The organism is Peptoniphilus sp., assembly GCF_022767005.1.
Taxonomy (GTDB): Bacteria; Bacillota; Clostridia; order Tissierellales; family Peptoniphilaceae; genus Peptoniphilus_A.
In genome coordinates this window covers 1-12,515 of the sequence record NZ_JALEOV010000097.1, presented here as the reverse complement: position 1 = coordinate 12,515, position 12,515 = coordinate 1, and the positions used below count along the sequence as shown (strand labels likewise).

Below are 12,515 nucleotides of genomic sequence, written 5' to 3'. Positions count from 1 at the left end.
AGGGATTGTCATAATTGTTGCAATAGTAACAATATATGCAACTGCAGGAATTCTTATGCGAATAATTTTTGAGAGAAGTATTCCAATAAATGCGATACAAATAAGGATTATCATTCCAGGAAGAGCTTCAATAGGACTTACTTTTGGTCCTACAAAATTCCCAACTAATGTAATTCCAGCCGTTATAAGAAGAACGACAAACACTTTTTTTAAGCTCATTTTTGAACCTCCTTTTCTGCATCTATATATTTTGGTGGAAGTGGGTCTTGTCCATATTTTATCTTGTACATCTTTTTATATAAAAATTCTGCAAAAGGCAGAGAAATTAATATTGACATATAAAGTCCATCAAGACCAGAAAGCAAGTTTGACGCAGCTCCAAATGCCTTTATTTTTTCTTCCATATTTGGAAAAAGTTCTGAAAGTGATCCAACTGAAGCTGTCATCATAGAAGCAGAACCAACGCCAGATGCCATTGCAAGAGAATATGGGTGTAGTGAAGTTGAAGTTGCAAGGATTGATGCCATAAGACCTATAAAAATAGTTCCAAACACAGTTCCTACAAGATATACACCTAAAACTCCTTCTCCTTCTGGAGAATCTAGACCAAATCTTTCTGCAATAAGAGCTACATTTGGTTCTCTAGCAATTGAGTGAGCTCCGCCTATGGCTTCTCTCTTGAGGCCAAGAAGAATTGCAATAGGTACTCCTAAAACTACTGTCCCAACATTTCCAAATTCTTGCAAAATAAGAGCAGGCGAAGCCTTGATTATATCATAAAAAGATGGGCCAATTGTTGTTCCATACTTTGCCATAAGCAACATAAGAGTTACAGAAATAAGGCTTCCAGATTCCTCAATTTCATTTTGACCTGCAATTTTGACCTTGCTTAAAGTTGTAATAGTGCCGAGTATAAGTGCATAAAGCATAGGAAGAAGTACCACAGTTCCTACACCTATTTTAAATGAATGCTTTCCTATAAGTTCTGAAATAATTACAAGTACTAAAACTATAAAATGAAGTTTTTTACTTTTAAACATTTTTACCTCCTAAAAAATCAAGTGCTACTTTTACAAAAATTGAAGTTCCAATATAAAACTTACTCTCATCAACATCAAATTTTGGATTATGATGTGGGTAAAATTTTCCGTCAGGATAAATTTTAGGGTTTGAAAGACTGAAATAAGTTCCTTTTGCTTCTTTTAAAAAATAAGCAACATCATCTCCTCCAAGGGAAGGTCTATCTAGATACTCAACTACTTCTTCTCCAAATAGTTCCTTCGCAGAATTTGCAACAAAATTAGTAAACTCATTATCATTTATAACCGCTGGATATTTAAAATTATATTCCACATCAGCTCTCATATTATAAGCTTTGGCAATATTAGTAGAAATTTCATTTATATACCTTTTTATATCATTTCTTACTTTTTCATCAAAAGTCCTAACAGTTCCTTCTATAAAAACTTCGTCAGGAATAATATTTTGGGTAAACCCTCCGTGAATTTGACATACAGAAAGGAGCGCTTGGTCTAGTGGGTTAATCATTCTACTAACTATTTTCTGAAGAGAATTTACAATTTCACAGATACAAGGGATGGGATCCGCGCCTAAATGCGGAGTAGCACCATGGGTTCCACGGCCTATTATAGTAACCTTGAATCTATCCATAGCAGCCATCATTGGACCAGCCTTCACACCAATATGACCAGGACTTACAGGAAATAAAATCCCATTATGAAGTCCAACAATTCCGTCTACCTTTGGATTATCCATGCAACCTTCTTCAATCATAGGAAGAGCTCCGCCAGGATATTCTTCTCCAGGTTGAAAAAATACCTTAACACATCCATCAAAAAGATCTTTATGTTCATTTAAAATTATTGCAGCTCCAAGTGCCATAGCGGTATGTGCATCATGACCACAAGCGTGCATACATCCATTTTCAGATGCAAATGGAAGTCCAGTTTCCTCTTTTATAGGAAGAGCATCAGCATCAGCTCTTATGGCAAGGCATTTTCCAGGATTTTTTCCTTCAATAATTGCAACAGTGGCATTTCCATCCATGAGTGAAAAATAAGAAATTCCGTAACTCTCTAGGACATCTCTAATGTATGCCATAGTCATTGGAAGTTCATTTTGAAGCTCTGGAATTTTGTGAAGATCATGCCTAAAACCTATAATTTTACTTTCAATTTTTTTTACTTCTTCTATAATATTCATTTTTTTTACCTCCCATTTTATTATAACATTTTAGTGTGATGTTAAGATAGCATAATAATAGTTATTATATCAAAATTTTATTTAATTTCTTTATTTATTAGATTTTAGTAAATCTAAGCCCATTCCTATAAATAATTTTTCCGACATTGCTATAAAAGAAGAATTATTTACTTTAAGCTCATTAGTTAGACTTTGATAATACAGCTATACTGTTAGATTCAAGTTTGCTATTTTTTTATAAAAAACTGACCTTATTAAGTTAGTTTTTTAGGTTTAACTTTTAGGGTCAACTTCTTAGTATCAGAAGTTTTTATTTTAATACTTTGTATGCTAAAATAAGGTTATGGAGGATTTATGAGTATATATAAAGGACTTAATAAATATAGAATTAGAATAATAGTCGTCATTTTGCTTACTTTTGGCAATGCTCTAGGTGAACTTTTTTTGCCAAGACTTATGAGTCTTGTAATTGACAAGGGCGTGGCTTATGGCGACACAAGTTATGTGCTAAAAATTGGCGCAGTCATGATTTTTGTTGTGATACTTACTGTTATGTGTAGAGCGTCTGCTGCCTATCATTCTTCAAAAACTACTATGGCTTTTTCACGCGACCTTAGATACAAACTTTTTAAAAAGATAAATTATCTCAGCTTTGATGATGTTGAACACTTTTCCATTTCATCACTTATCACAAGGACAACAGACGATGTAAATCAAGTTGAGCAAATGGTTTTAATGGGACTTAGACCACTAATCAGAGGTCCACTTATGTTTATTGGTGGACTTATTATGGCACTTTCTACAAATGTGAAGCTTTCAATTGTGTTTCCCATTACTATTCCTTTTATTGCGATTGGAATCTTTTATGTTTTTAAACTAGGTCTTCCATATTTTCCAATATTGCAAAAAAGACTTGACAGGTTAAATGAACTTTTTAGAAGAAGGCTTACAGGTCTTAGAGTTATAAGAGCTTTTTCTAAGGACGAATATGAAGAAAATATTTTTGAAAATGCAAATAAATCTTATCAAGAGATGGCGGCTAAGGTAAATAAACTTCTTGTAAATGTTAGACCAATGCTTGGCACTATTTTAAATTTTGGAATTATTTTTGTGCTATTTTTTGGTGCAAAATTAATTGACATTAGAAATTTAGGCATTGGTGAACTCATGGCTTTTATTCAGTATATTACACAAGTTTTATCCGCCATGATTATGATGAGTTTTCTATTAACGCTTTTGCCTAGAACTTTTGCCTCTATGGAGAGGATCAACGAAGTTTTGGATTATAATTCTACAAAAACTGGCGGCGAAAAAGATTTATCAGGTGAAATTTATGAGATTGAGGCAAAAAATTTGTCTTTTTCCTATCCCGATGCAAATTTAAAAGTTTTAAAGAATATAAATTTTAAGGTAAAAAGGGGCGAAACTCTCGGTATAATTGGCGGAACAGGTTCTGGGAAGTCAACTCTTTTAAGACTTTTGCTTCAATTTTATGAACCGGGCGATGGCGAACTTTTTATAAATGGAATAGACATTAAGAGCTTAAATAATTATGGAGTTAGGGATAAAATTTCATATGTGCCACAGGAAAATTTCTTTTTCTCAAAAACTGTTGCAGAAAATTTATCCTATGCAAAGGAAAATGCTGAAAAAGAAAAAATGCTAGCGGCAATAAAAAATTCTGATGCAGAGGAATTTTTGGGTGAAGACCCGTTGAATAAGAAAATTGCAAGAGGTGGAAAAAATCTTTCTGGTGGACAGCGACAGAGACTTGCAATAGCAAGAGCCCTTACTCGCGATGCGTCAGTCTATATTTTTGACGACTCCTTTTCTGCGCTAGATTATAAAACTGATTATGAACTTAGACAAACTTTAAAGAAAAATTTAAGGGATAAAATTGTAATCGTAGTTGCACAAAGAGTTGCCACTATTTTGAATGCAGACAAAATTTTGGTATTGGAAGATGGAGAAGAGGTAGGCTATGGAAATCACCATATCTTAATGGAAACAAATGAAGTTTACAGAGAAATTGCGACTAGTCAGGGGCAAGCTTATGAAGAAAAATAACACAATTTTAAGAATAACTTCATATTTAAAAAATTATAAGGTTTTTTTATTTCTAGCTATTTTTCTAACCATTGGATCTTCTATTTTTGAAATAATTTCACCTAAATTAATGGGAAACATAACTACGCGCATTTTTGAAAATTTGAAAATGAATACAGCAATAGAATTCGATTATGTAATAAAAATTTGTATAATTATGGCAGCTGTCTATTTATTTCAAGGTGCCTTTGAATTTTTTAGGGGCAGGATTTTAGTTGACGTTACACAGGATTTAATAGCAAAATTTAGACGGGAAATTTCTGAAAAAGTTAAGTATATCCCAACATCATATTACGACAAAAATAAAACTGGCGACCTTTTATCTAGGATGACCAATGATGTCGAGACTCTTGGTAAGAATTTGCAACAGACGATTTCTTCAGTTTTATCTTCCATAGTTTTAATTATAGGAATTTTGGCTGTAATGATAAAAATTTCGCCAATTTTAACTTTGGTATTTTTATTTACTCTTCCCATGACTTATTTTTCTACAAAATTTATTTCTAGCAAATCTCAAGGGTATTTTAGGAGAAAGTCAAGGGGCATAGGCTCTATGGTGAGTTTTGTTGAAGAAAACTTTTCTGGTTCTGAACTCATTAAGGCTTTTAATTATGAAAGCAGGGCTGAGAAGGAATTTTTAGAGATAAACGAAAATCTCTATGAAGTAAGTTATCGTGCATCTTTTATGACTGGCATTATGCTTCCTATTATGACTTTTATTTCAAATATTGGATATGTAATGCTTTCAATAGTTGGCGGGCTTTTAGTGCTATCTGGCAAGTTATTTGTGGGAGATATTCAAGCTGTGATTCAATATGTAAGAAGACTTGCAAATCCCATTGAACAACTTGCAGAGATGGCGTCAATTTTTCAAGCATCTATTGCAGCTGCCGAAAGGGTTTTTGAATTTTTAGATCAAGAAGTTGAAGTTGAAATTGTAAAGGATGAAATAAAAAAACCTGTTGAGGACATTGAATTTAAAAATGTATATTTTTCCTACGATAAAGAGAAACCTGTAATAAACAATCTTAACCTAAAGGTTGAAAAAAATAGAACTGTCGCCATAGTGGGTTCTACTGGTGCAGGAAAGACTACTATTGTAAATCTTCTAATGAGGTTTTATGATATTGATAAGGGAAGTATTAAAATAAATGGAAAGGATATAAGAGATGTTTCAAGGAAAAACTTGCGCTCTCTTTTTGGAATGGTTCTTCAAGATTCGTGGTTGTTTCACGGAACAATTTATGAAAATATTTTGTATGGACGAGAGAATGCCACGCGAGATGAAGTTATTGATGCAGCAAAGAAGGCTTATTGTCACTCTTTTATCGAGAAACTGCCAAAGGGTTATGATACAGTTTTAAATGAAGAAGCGACAAATATTTCTCAGGGGCAGCGACAACTTATTACAATAGCAAGGGCTCTTTTGTCTGACCCGGAAATTTTAATTTTAGACGAGGCAACTTCATCTGTTGACACGAGAACAGAGGCGCTAATTCAAAAAGCGATGAAGAATCTTCTACACGATAGGACAAACTTTGTAATTGCACATAGATTATCGACAATTGTAAATTCAGATTTAATTTTGGTTTTAGACAAGGGAGACATTGTTGAAAAGGGTAGTCACAGTGATTTAATTGCAAAGGATGGAGTTTATGCAGAATTATACAATTCACAATTTAAGGACTAGGAGGTCATTATGAAAGATTTTATTTTTAATGTTAGTACGAAAATTCTTTTTGGAAAGGACCAAATGAAAAACTTGGCAAAGGAGATTAAAAATTATGGAAGTAGAGTTCTACTTTCCTATGGAGGAGGATCTATTAAAGGAAGTGGACTTTACGATCAAATAATAAAAATTTTTGAAGAAAATAATATTTTCTTCAAAGAACTTTCCGGCATAGAACCAAACCCAAGAGTTGAGTCAGCAAGAGAAGGCGTAAAAATAGTTAGAGAAAATGACTTGGATTTTATCTTGGCAGTTGGCGGTGGATCTGTAATTGATTTATCAAAATTAGTTGCAGGGGCTGTATTTTTAGATTGCGACCCATGGGATATTGTGATTAAAAAGGCAAAAATCGAAAAGGCTCTTCCTATTGGCACTATTCTTACAATTGCGGCAACTGGTTCTGAAATGGACGCTGGTGGAGTTATTACAAATCCTGAAACTAAACAAAAACTTGCATTTGGTTCACCTTACACTCTTCCGAAATTTTCAATTTTAAACCCAGAAATAACTTATACAGTTAATGCAAAGCATACGGCTGCAGGTATCGCTGACATAATGAGTCACACAATGGAAAATTATTTCACATTAAAAGATGGCGCTTATATGCAAAATAGACTTGCTGAGGGAATTTTAAAGACTTGCATTCACTATGGACCAATTGCCATGGCAGAGCCAGAAAATTATGAAGCAAGAGCAAATATTATGTGGGCATCAAGTTGGGCGATAAATGGACTTTTATCAACTGGAAAGTCTACACCTTGGTCAGTTCATCCAATGGAACACGAACTTTCTGCTTTTTATGATATTACTCACGGCATTGGACTTGCAATTTTGACACCAAGATTTTTAAATTACATTTTAAATGAGGACACAGTAGATATGATTAGAGATTTTGGGATAAATGTCTTTGGAGTAAAGCCAAACGACGACAAATTCAACGATGCTAAAAAAGCCATTGCTAAGATTCATGAATTTTTTGAACAAGACATGAATATTCCAATGACACTTGGCGAAGTGGGAATTGATGATAAAAATTTAGAAGAGATGGCTGAAGCAGCAGCAAGACACGCTGGTGGTTCAATAAAAGGTGTTGTTGAACTTAAAAAAGATGACATCTTAGAAATTTATAAAGCCTCACTTTAATTTTAATAAAAAGAAAATATAAATAAAAAGAGCTATGATTTTTGTTTTCATAGCTCTTTAAAATTAAATTATGCTTCTACTGAATTTTCCCATAGTCCGTGGATATTGCAATAACTTAATGCGTAAACTTCTCCACCCTTGTCAGTTTTAACAGCAGTTTCAACACAAGGAACTGTAAAAATTTCGCCTTCGCCGTGAGCGTTAAATTCGTAAGAACCAACTTCAATTGGGAATTTTTCTCCTTCTGGTTTGAAGAATACTTTAATCCATGCAATGTGGTGTTCTAAAGTATTTGGATGTTCAATTTCCTCTCCAACAATTGCCTTAATCTTTAAAAGACCATCAGCCTTTTCTACGTGGATTACAGGAACGTGTTTTTCAGATTTAAAATCAGCAGTTTGTATTGTTTCAGTTAATTTCATTTTTGTTACCCCCAAATTACATTTTTTTACTACATAAAATAAGTACCCTTTTTAAATTAATTAACTCATTAATTTTAAATAAAGAAAAAATTTTTTATATCTAGTATAATAAATGAGAGGTGTTAAATGGAAAAAATAAAATTAATCGCCACGACAAATATGGGCCTCGAAGCAGTTACTAAAAGAGAGCTAATTGATTTAGGCTACGAGGACATAAAAGTTAGTGATGGAAAAATTGAAATAAATTGTGAACTAAAGGACATTGCAATTTTAAATTTAAAACTCAGGACGGCAGAGAGAATTTTACTTTTAATTGATTCCTTTAGAGCAGAAACCTTTGAAGAACTTTTTGACAAGGTTTTTGAAATAAGATGGTGGGACTACATCGCTAAAGACGACAATTTTATCATTCAGGGAAGAAGTAGAAAGTCAAAATTATTTTCTATTTCCGATTGTCAAAGAATTACTGAAAAGGCAATAATCGAAAAATTAAAGATGAAATATAAAATATCTTGGTTTGAAAAAAGTGGTCCAAGAGTAAAAATCGAAGTTTCACTATTAAATGATATTGCAGAAATTACAATGGACACATCAGGCGATGGACTTCACAAGAGAGGTTATAGAGAAGTAAATTACAAAGCTCCACTTTCAGAAACTATTGCAGCAAGTCTTGTAAAATTAACCTTTTGGAACAAAGATAGAATTTTATCAGACCCCTTCTGTGGTTCAGGCACAATTCCAATTGAAGCTGCGATGATAGAAAAAAACATTGCGCCAGGACTTATGAGAAAATTTGACTTTGAAAATTTTGTATTTTTTGACAAGGATATATTTAAAGAAGAAAAGAAAAAATGTTACTCAGAAATAAAGTACGATGTAAAATTGGAAATTTTAGCTTCAGATGTATCTTATAAGGCAATCCAAATTGCAAAATCAAATGCAGAAATACTTGGACTTGATGAAGATATATCCTTTTTCCAAAAAGACATAAGAGATATTGACTTGCCAGACGATTATGGCGTAATAATAACTAATCCACCCTATGGCGAGAGAATTGGAAAAGAAGATGTGGAGGAGCTAAACAGTGAATTAGGTGAACTTGCAAAAACACTAAAGACTTGGTCCTTTTATATAATAACTGCAAATGAAAATTTTGAAAAAAATTTTGGCAGAAAAGCAGACAGAAATAGAAAATTATATAATGGTAGAATTAAAACTTATTATTACCAATATTATGGACCAAAGCCAAAAAGGTAATTGTTTACTTAGTTTTAATTTGCTATACTGTAAACGATAATAAGGTGGTGACTATGGAAAATTATTTAGCTGAAGAATTAACCGATGATAAAGTTGACTTTCAAGTTCTAAATGCCATTGCAGATTTAGTGCGAGTTTTGGATTATAACGAAAAGGTGGTCTTTGTAAATAAGGCGATGGAGGACTTGCTTGGCTATGATAGCGACAAAAAAGTTTGTATTTTGGGCGAAGATCTCTTTGATCCAGAGATAACTAGACGTGCACTTTTAAGTGGTGAAGTTATCCAAAGAGAAGAAAATATTGGTGGCATGGTTTTTTCTGTAAAATGTTCACCTATTACTAATAAAAAAGGGGAAATCAAAGGCGTAGTTGAAGTTTTTAGAAATGTAACTATGGCACGAAAGCTTCAAAAGGAAATTATTGAGAAAAACAGATTTATGACTAGCGAAACTATGGCAGCATCACTTATTCAGCGGACAGTTTTGCCAGAAAAGGGATTTATAAAAAATCTAAAGGTAAATTATATTTACAAACCATCCACTATTTTAAGCGGAGATATGTTTGATGTATTTGAAATTGACGATGAAAACATAGCAGTTTACATAGCTGATTCCGTTGGTCACGGTTTTGCCGCATCTATGGTAACAATGTTTATAAAATCTATGATAAGAACTTTAGATAAATTAACACTACTATCCCCTAAAAAAACTTTAACAGAACTTTGCACGAGGTTCATCAGCCTTAGACTTGAGATAGAAAATTATTTTACATGCTTTTATGGAGTTTACAACACAAAAAAGAAGAAAATTATTTTTTCCAATGCAGGTCACTTGCCTCTGCCAATAATGGTTCGTGATCGAGGATTTATGAATTTAGAATCCAAGGGTTACCCTATCTCTAGATTTTTCGCAAAGCCAAATTATGAAGAAAAAGAGGTAAAACTTTATTCAGGCGATTACATTTTATATATGACAGATGGAGTTGTGGAGTCCAGAAATTCAAAAAAAGAATCCTTTGGCTACGATAAAATTCACAATATTATTTTAGAAAATAACAGAGATGTGCTAGAAGTTTTAGACAGCGAGCTAGAGGAATTTAACGACGGAGAACAAACTGACGACATTTCCATGTTACTTATAAATGTTTGGTAAAATTTAATAAAAAAGCTCATCAAATGATGAGCTAAGATTATGCACTATATTCAGGCAAATTTTCTTTTAGAGAAATTTTTGCCTGATTTTTTATTGCAGTTGAAAACAACATTATCAAGACCAAATAAACAATAGCTATAAATTTAAAAACAATTATTGAGCCTAAATTCTTAAAAATCAAATAAAATATAAAGGAATTAATAGCTATTACAGCCATGCTAAGTATTCCAAAAATAAATACTGTGAAATTTTTCTTAACAGCTTCTTGCGGATTTTCCCAATTGAGTTTAGGATATTTTATCCCAAAGAAAATTCCGAAGACTGAAGAAGCATAGGAGCCTAATGCGGCGCCAATTAACATTGACAAAATATATAGTGTATTAAATTTTGTAAGATATGATAATAATATTATTATGGGAAGAGCTGATGCAAATTGAAAAATAGTTGAACCTAAAAGTCTTCCACTTACTTGATCCTCGTAGGATATTGGAAGTGTCTGCATAATATAAATATTTTTGCCCTCTCGAGTGATGCTTGTCAAAGATAGTGGCGTCATAAAAGCTGCGTAGAAAAACACTGCCAGCATAAAGGCAAAGAATAAATTAATTTTGTCAAAGCCATAACTTTCTATGTTGTCAAAGAAATTTTGAATAATACTTATATTTTCCATTCTCTTAAAAATAGAAAATAATATTAAAATTGGAATCATAAAGGAAGATGCTGCCAAATTAAAAAAGTAAACTGGCGTCTTTAAAACATTGATGACGTCTTTTTTTGCCAATGAAAGTACAATTGATGTATTTTTATTTTCTCTACTATGCCATACCCTTGAACTTTGTATATTTGTTTTTAAAACTCCGGCAATCATTATCTTTGATAGTGGAAAACTAAGCGCATACAAAATTATTGTCATTGCAATAAGTATAAAAAAGCTTAGAAAAAATGCGGGCAAATCACTCATTCCATAAACTTTGTTCAATAAATGAACCTGTGGAAAGAATAGTTTTATAAAATGCAATAAATTATTTTCATTAATTATATTTGAATTTTCTGATCTAGTCATAATTTGTGGCAATAAGGTTGTACAAATAATTATTATAGAACCAAGGGCTTGCAACAAATTTTTTAAACCACCAACACCTGCGAAAGCCATCATAAATAAAATTAAGATAATAGACAAAATTAAAATAGTGAAAATAATATTTGATAAATTCAAAAAGATAATTGAAAAAAATTTAAAAAAACTTAAATTCGCAAATCTTATTAAAGGAAATACCATTGGAACAAAAATTATAAAGCTAATAACCAAGGAAGGAATTACAGAGCCCAAAATTTTTGAAAGATAAATATTATTTCGCCTAATTGGAAGGGGAAGAAGTATTTCCACATCTTTGGAATAATAAATTTTAGAGATAATATTTGCACTAGTAAAAATTATTACTCCAATGGAAACAAATCCAAAGAATGCCATTAGCACTGTATTTGACTCGCCATTTTTAGACATAGGGATTATAAAAGCAAGAATAAGCACAAAATATAAAAATCCAAGGTAGACAAATAAAAGTGCCAGTCCAAATATTGCCAAAGCTTTAAAAGAACCACCATTTTTTGATGGCTTTTTAAGAGGAGCAATGAGATTTAAGTAGATATCTTTTTTTAAAAGAGTTTTTAATTCTAAAAATTTGTCCATAAAATCACTCCGTAAGTTCCAAGAATATTTTTTCAAGACTTCCGCTATCCTTAGCAGCAGCCCTAATCTCTTCGAGAGTTCCCTCTGCAATTAATTTGCCCTTGTTTATAATTGCAATTTCATCACACATTTTTTCTGCGACTTCCATGACATGAGTGGAGAAGAAAACTGTGCCGCCCCTTTCTGCAAATTCTCTCATAATATTTTTTAGTCTAAAGGAACTTTTTGCATCAAGTCCCACCATGGGTTCATCTAAAATTAAAAGTTTTGGCTCGTGAATAAGCGCACCAATTAAAACTATTTTTTGCCTCATTCCATGTGAGAGTGCGGAAATTGTTGCGTCTAAATTTTCCTCCATCTCAAAAATTTCTGCGTATTTTTTTATGTTTTCATTTCTCTTTTCTAGACTAAGGTTAAAGACATCGGCTATAAAATTTATATACTGTCTTGCAGTCATATTGTTGTAGATGTCGGGATTATCTGGGACGTAGGCAAAAAGTTTTTTTGAACCAATGGGATCTTCTAGAGTGTCAATGCCGTCAATTTTAATTTTCCCTTGATCCTGTTTTAACATGCCAACTATCATTTTAATTGTAGTAGTTTTGCCAGCGCCATTTGGACCTAAGAAACCATAGACTACACCATTAGGCACTTCTAAGTTTAGATTATCAACTGCAACCTTTGTTGCAAAATATTTCTTTAAATTTTCTATTTTAATCATTTTGCCTCCTTGCCTTTCTATCTTGAAAATTAATCTCCAAATTTAAATCAATATTATAATAAATTTATTGCAG

10 protein-coding genes and 1 pseudogene are annotated in these 12,515 nt (G+C 32.3%); 5 read left to right on the top strand and 6 right to left on the bottom strand.

Annotation, left to right across the window (positions count from 1 at the left end; translation table 11 throughout):
* The 3 genes and pseudogenes from MR285_RS07365 to MR285_RS07355 form a co-directional block, all read right to left on the bottom strand.
* Positions 1 to 219 (bottom strand): annotated as a pseudogene (locus tag MR285_RS07365) (DUF340 domain-containing protein); the annotation flags it as partial.
* Positions 216 to 1,040, bottom strand: coding sequence for a DUF3100 domain-containing protein (locus tag MR285_RS07360; protein WP_293559565.1), 825 nt, complete (start codon positions 1,038 to 1,040; stop codon positions 216 to 218). The gene MR285_RS07360 and the pseudogene MR285_RS07365, both read right to left, overlap by 4 nt.
* Positions 1,033 to 2,223, bottom strand: a complete 1,191-nt coding sequence (locus tag MR285_RS07355; protein WP_293559563.1) for a M20 family metallopeptidase — start codon at positions 2,221 to 2,223, stop codon at positions 1,033 to 1,035. Before MR285_RS07355 ends, MR285_RS07360 begins: the two co-directional genes overlap by 8 nt.
* 354 nt (positions 2,224 to 2,577) lie before the next feature.
* Between MR285_RS07355 and MR285_RS07350 the strand changes: the two genes are divergently transcribed.
* Genes MR285_RS07350 through MR285_RS07340 form a run of 3 tightly spaced genes read left to right on the top strand, consistent with a single transcriptional unit; the run spans position 2,578 to position 7,201 of the window.
* Entirely contained in the window at positions 2,578 to 4,290 is a 1,713-nt protein-coding gene (locus MR285_RS07350; RefSeq protein ID WP_293559561.1) for an ABC transporter ATP-binding protein, read from the top strand.
* Complete coding sequence (locus MR285_RS07345; RefSeq protein WP_293559560.1) at positions 4,277 to 6,019, top strand: ABC transporter ATP-binding protein; 1,743 nt, start codon at positions 4,277 to 4,279, stop codon at positions 6,017 to 6,019. Before MR285_RS07350 ends, MR285_RS07345 begins: the two co-directional genes overlap by 14 nt.
* Positions 6,020 to 6,028: 9 nt before the next feature.
* Positions 6,029 to 7,201 carry an iron-containing alcohol dehydrogenase gene (locus tag MR285_RS07340; protein ID WP_293559558.1) on the top strand — a complete coding sequence of 391 codons (1,173 nt, stop codon included), beginning with the start codon at positions 6,029 to 6,031 and terminating at the stop codon, positions 7,199 to 7,201.
* Between the two features lie 68 nt (positions 7,202 to 7,269).
* Here the strand turns inward: MR285_RS07340 and MR285_RS07335 are convergent, their stop codons facing one another.
* Positions 7,270 to 7,623: a desulfoferrodoxin family protein gene (locus MR285_RS07335; protein WP_288164212.1), complete on the bottom strand. Its 354-nt coding sequence runs from the start codon at positions 7,621 to 7,623 to the stop codon at positions 7,270 to 7,272.
* Positions 7,624 to 7,749: 126 nt separating this feature from the next.
* Here MR285_RS07335 and MR285_RS07330 point away from each other — a divergent pair, with 126 nt between their 5' ends.
* Both MR285_RS07330 and MR285_RS07325 read left to right on the top strand, forming a co-directional pair.
* On the top strand, positions 7,750 to 8,880 hold the full coding sequence (locus tag MR285_RS07330) for a class I SAM-dependent RNA methyltransferase (protein ID WP_293559554.1): 1,131 nt from the start codon (positions 7,750 to 7,752) through the stop codon (positions 8,878 to 8,880).
* Positions 8,881 to 8,933: 53 nt separating this feature from the next.
* Positions 8,934 to 10,031 carry a SpoIIE family protein phosphatase gene (locus MR285_RS07325; protein ID WP_293559552.1) on the top strand — a complete coding sequence of 366 codons (1,098 nt, stop codon included), beginning with the start codon at positions 8,934 to 8,936 and terminating at the stop codon, positions 10,029 to 10,031.
* Between the two features lie 37 nt (positions 10,032 to 10,068).
* On the opposite strand, the gene MR285_RS07320 is transcribed toward MR285_RS07325, so the two are convergent.
* Together MR285_RS07320 and MR285_RS07315 are read right to left on the bottom strand one after the other, a co-directional pair.
* On the bottom strand, positions 10,069 to 11,721 hold the full coding sequence (locus tag MR285_RS07320) for a hypothetical protein (RefSeq protein ID WP_293559550.1): 1,653 nt from the start codon (positions 11,719 to 11,721) through the stop codon (positions 10,069 to 10,071).
* A gap of 4 nt (positions 11,722 to 11,725) precedes the next feature.
* Positions 11,726 to 12,442 (bottom strand): ABC transporter ATP-binding protein, encoded by a 717-nt coding sequence (locus MR285_RS07315; RefSeq protein ID WP_293559548.1) that lies wholly within the window; start codon positions 12,440 to 12,442, stop codon positions 11,726 to 11,728.
* Positions 12,443 to 12,515: the final 73 nt, after the last annotated feature.

Excerpts from the sequence above, each read along its gene's own strand:
- MR285_RS07320 (WP_293559550.1), bottom strand. The coding sequence starts at position 11,721 with ATGGACAAATTTTTAGAATTAAAAACTCTTTTAAAAAAAGATATCTAC.
- MR285_RS07325 (WP_293559552.1), top strand. The coding sequence starts at position 8,934 with ATGGAAAATTATTTAGCTGAAGAATTAACCGATGATAAAGTTGACTTT.
- MR285_RS07360 (WP_293559565.1), bottom strand. The coding sequence starts at position 1,040 with ATGTTTAAAAGTAAAAAACTTCATTTTATAGTTTTAGTACTTGTAATT.
- MR285_RS07330 (WP_293559554.1), top strand. The coding sequence starts at position 7,750 with ATGGAAAAAATAAAATTAATCGCCACGACAAATATGGGCCTCGAAGCA.
- MR285_RS07345 (WP_293559560.1), top strand. The coding sequence starts at position 4,277 with ATGAAGAAAAATAACACAATTTTAAGAATAACTTCATATTTAAAAAAT.
- MR285_RS07315 (WP_293559548.1), bottom strand. The coding sequence starts at position 12,442 with ATGATTAAAATAGAAAATTTAAAGAAATATTTTGCAACAAAGGTTGCA.
- MR285_RS07335 (WP_288164212.1), bottom strand. The coding sequence starts at position 7,623 with ATGAAATTAACTGAAACAATACAAACTGCTGATTTTAAATCTGAAAAA.
- MR285_RS07350 (WP_293559561.1), top strand. The coding sequence starts at position 2,578 with ATGAGTATATATAAAGGACTTAATAAATATAGAATTAGAATAATAGTC.
- MR285_RS07355 (WP_293559563.1), bottom strand. The coding sequence starts at position 2,223 with ATGAATATTATAGAAGAAGTAAAAAAAATTGAAAGTAAAATTATAGGT.
- MR285_RS07340 (WP_293559558.1), top strand. The coding sequence starts at position 6,029 with ATGAAAGATTTTATTTTTAATGTTAGTACGAAAATTCTTTTTGGAAAG.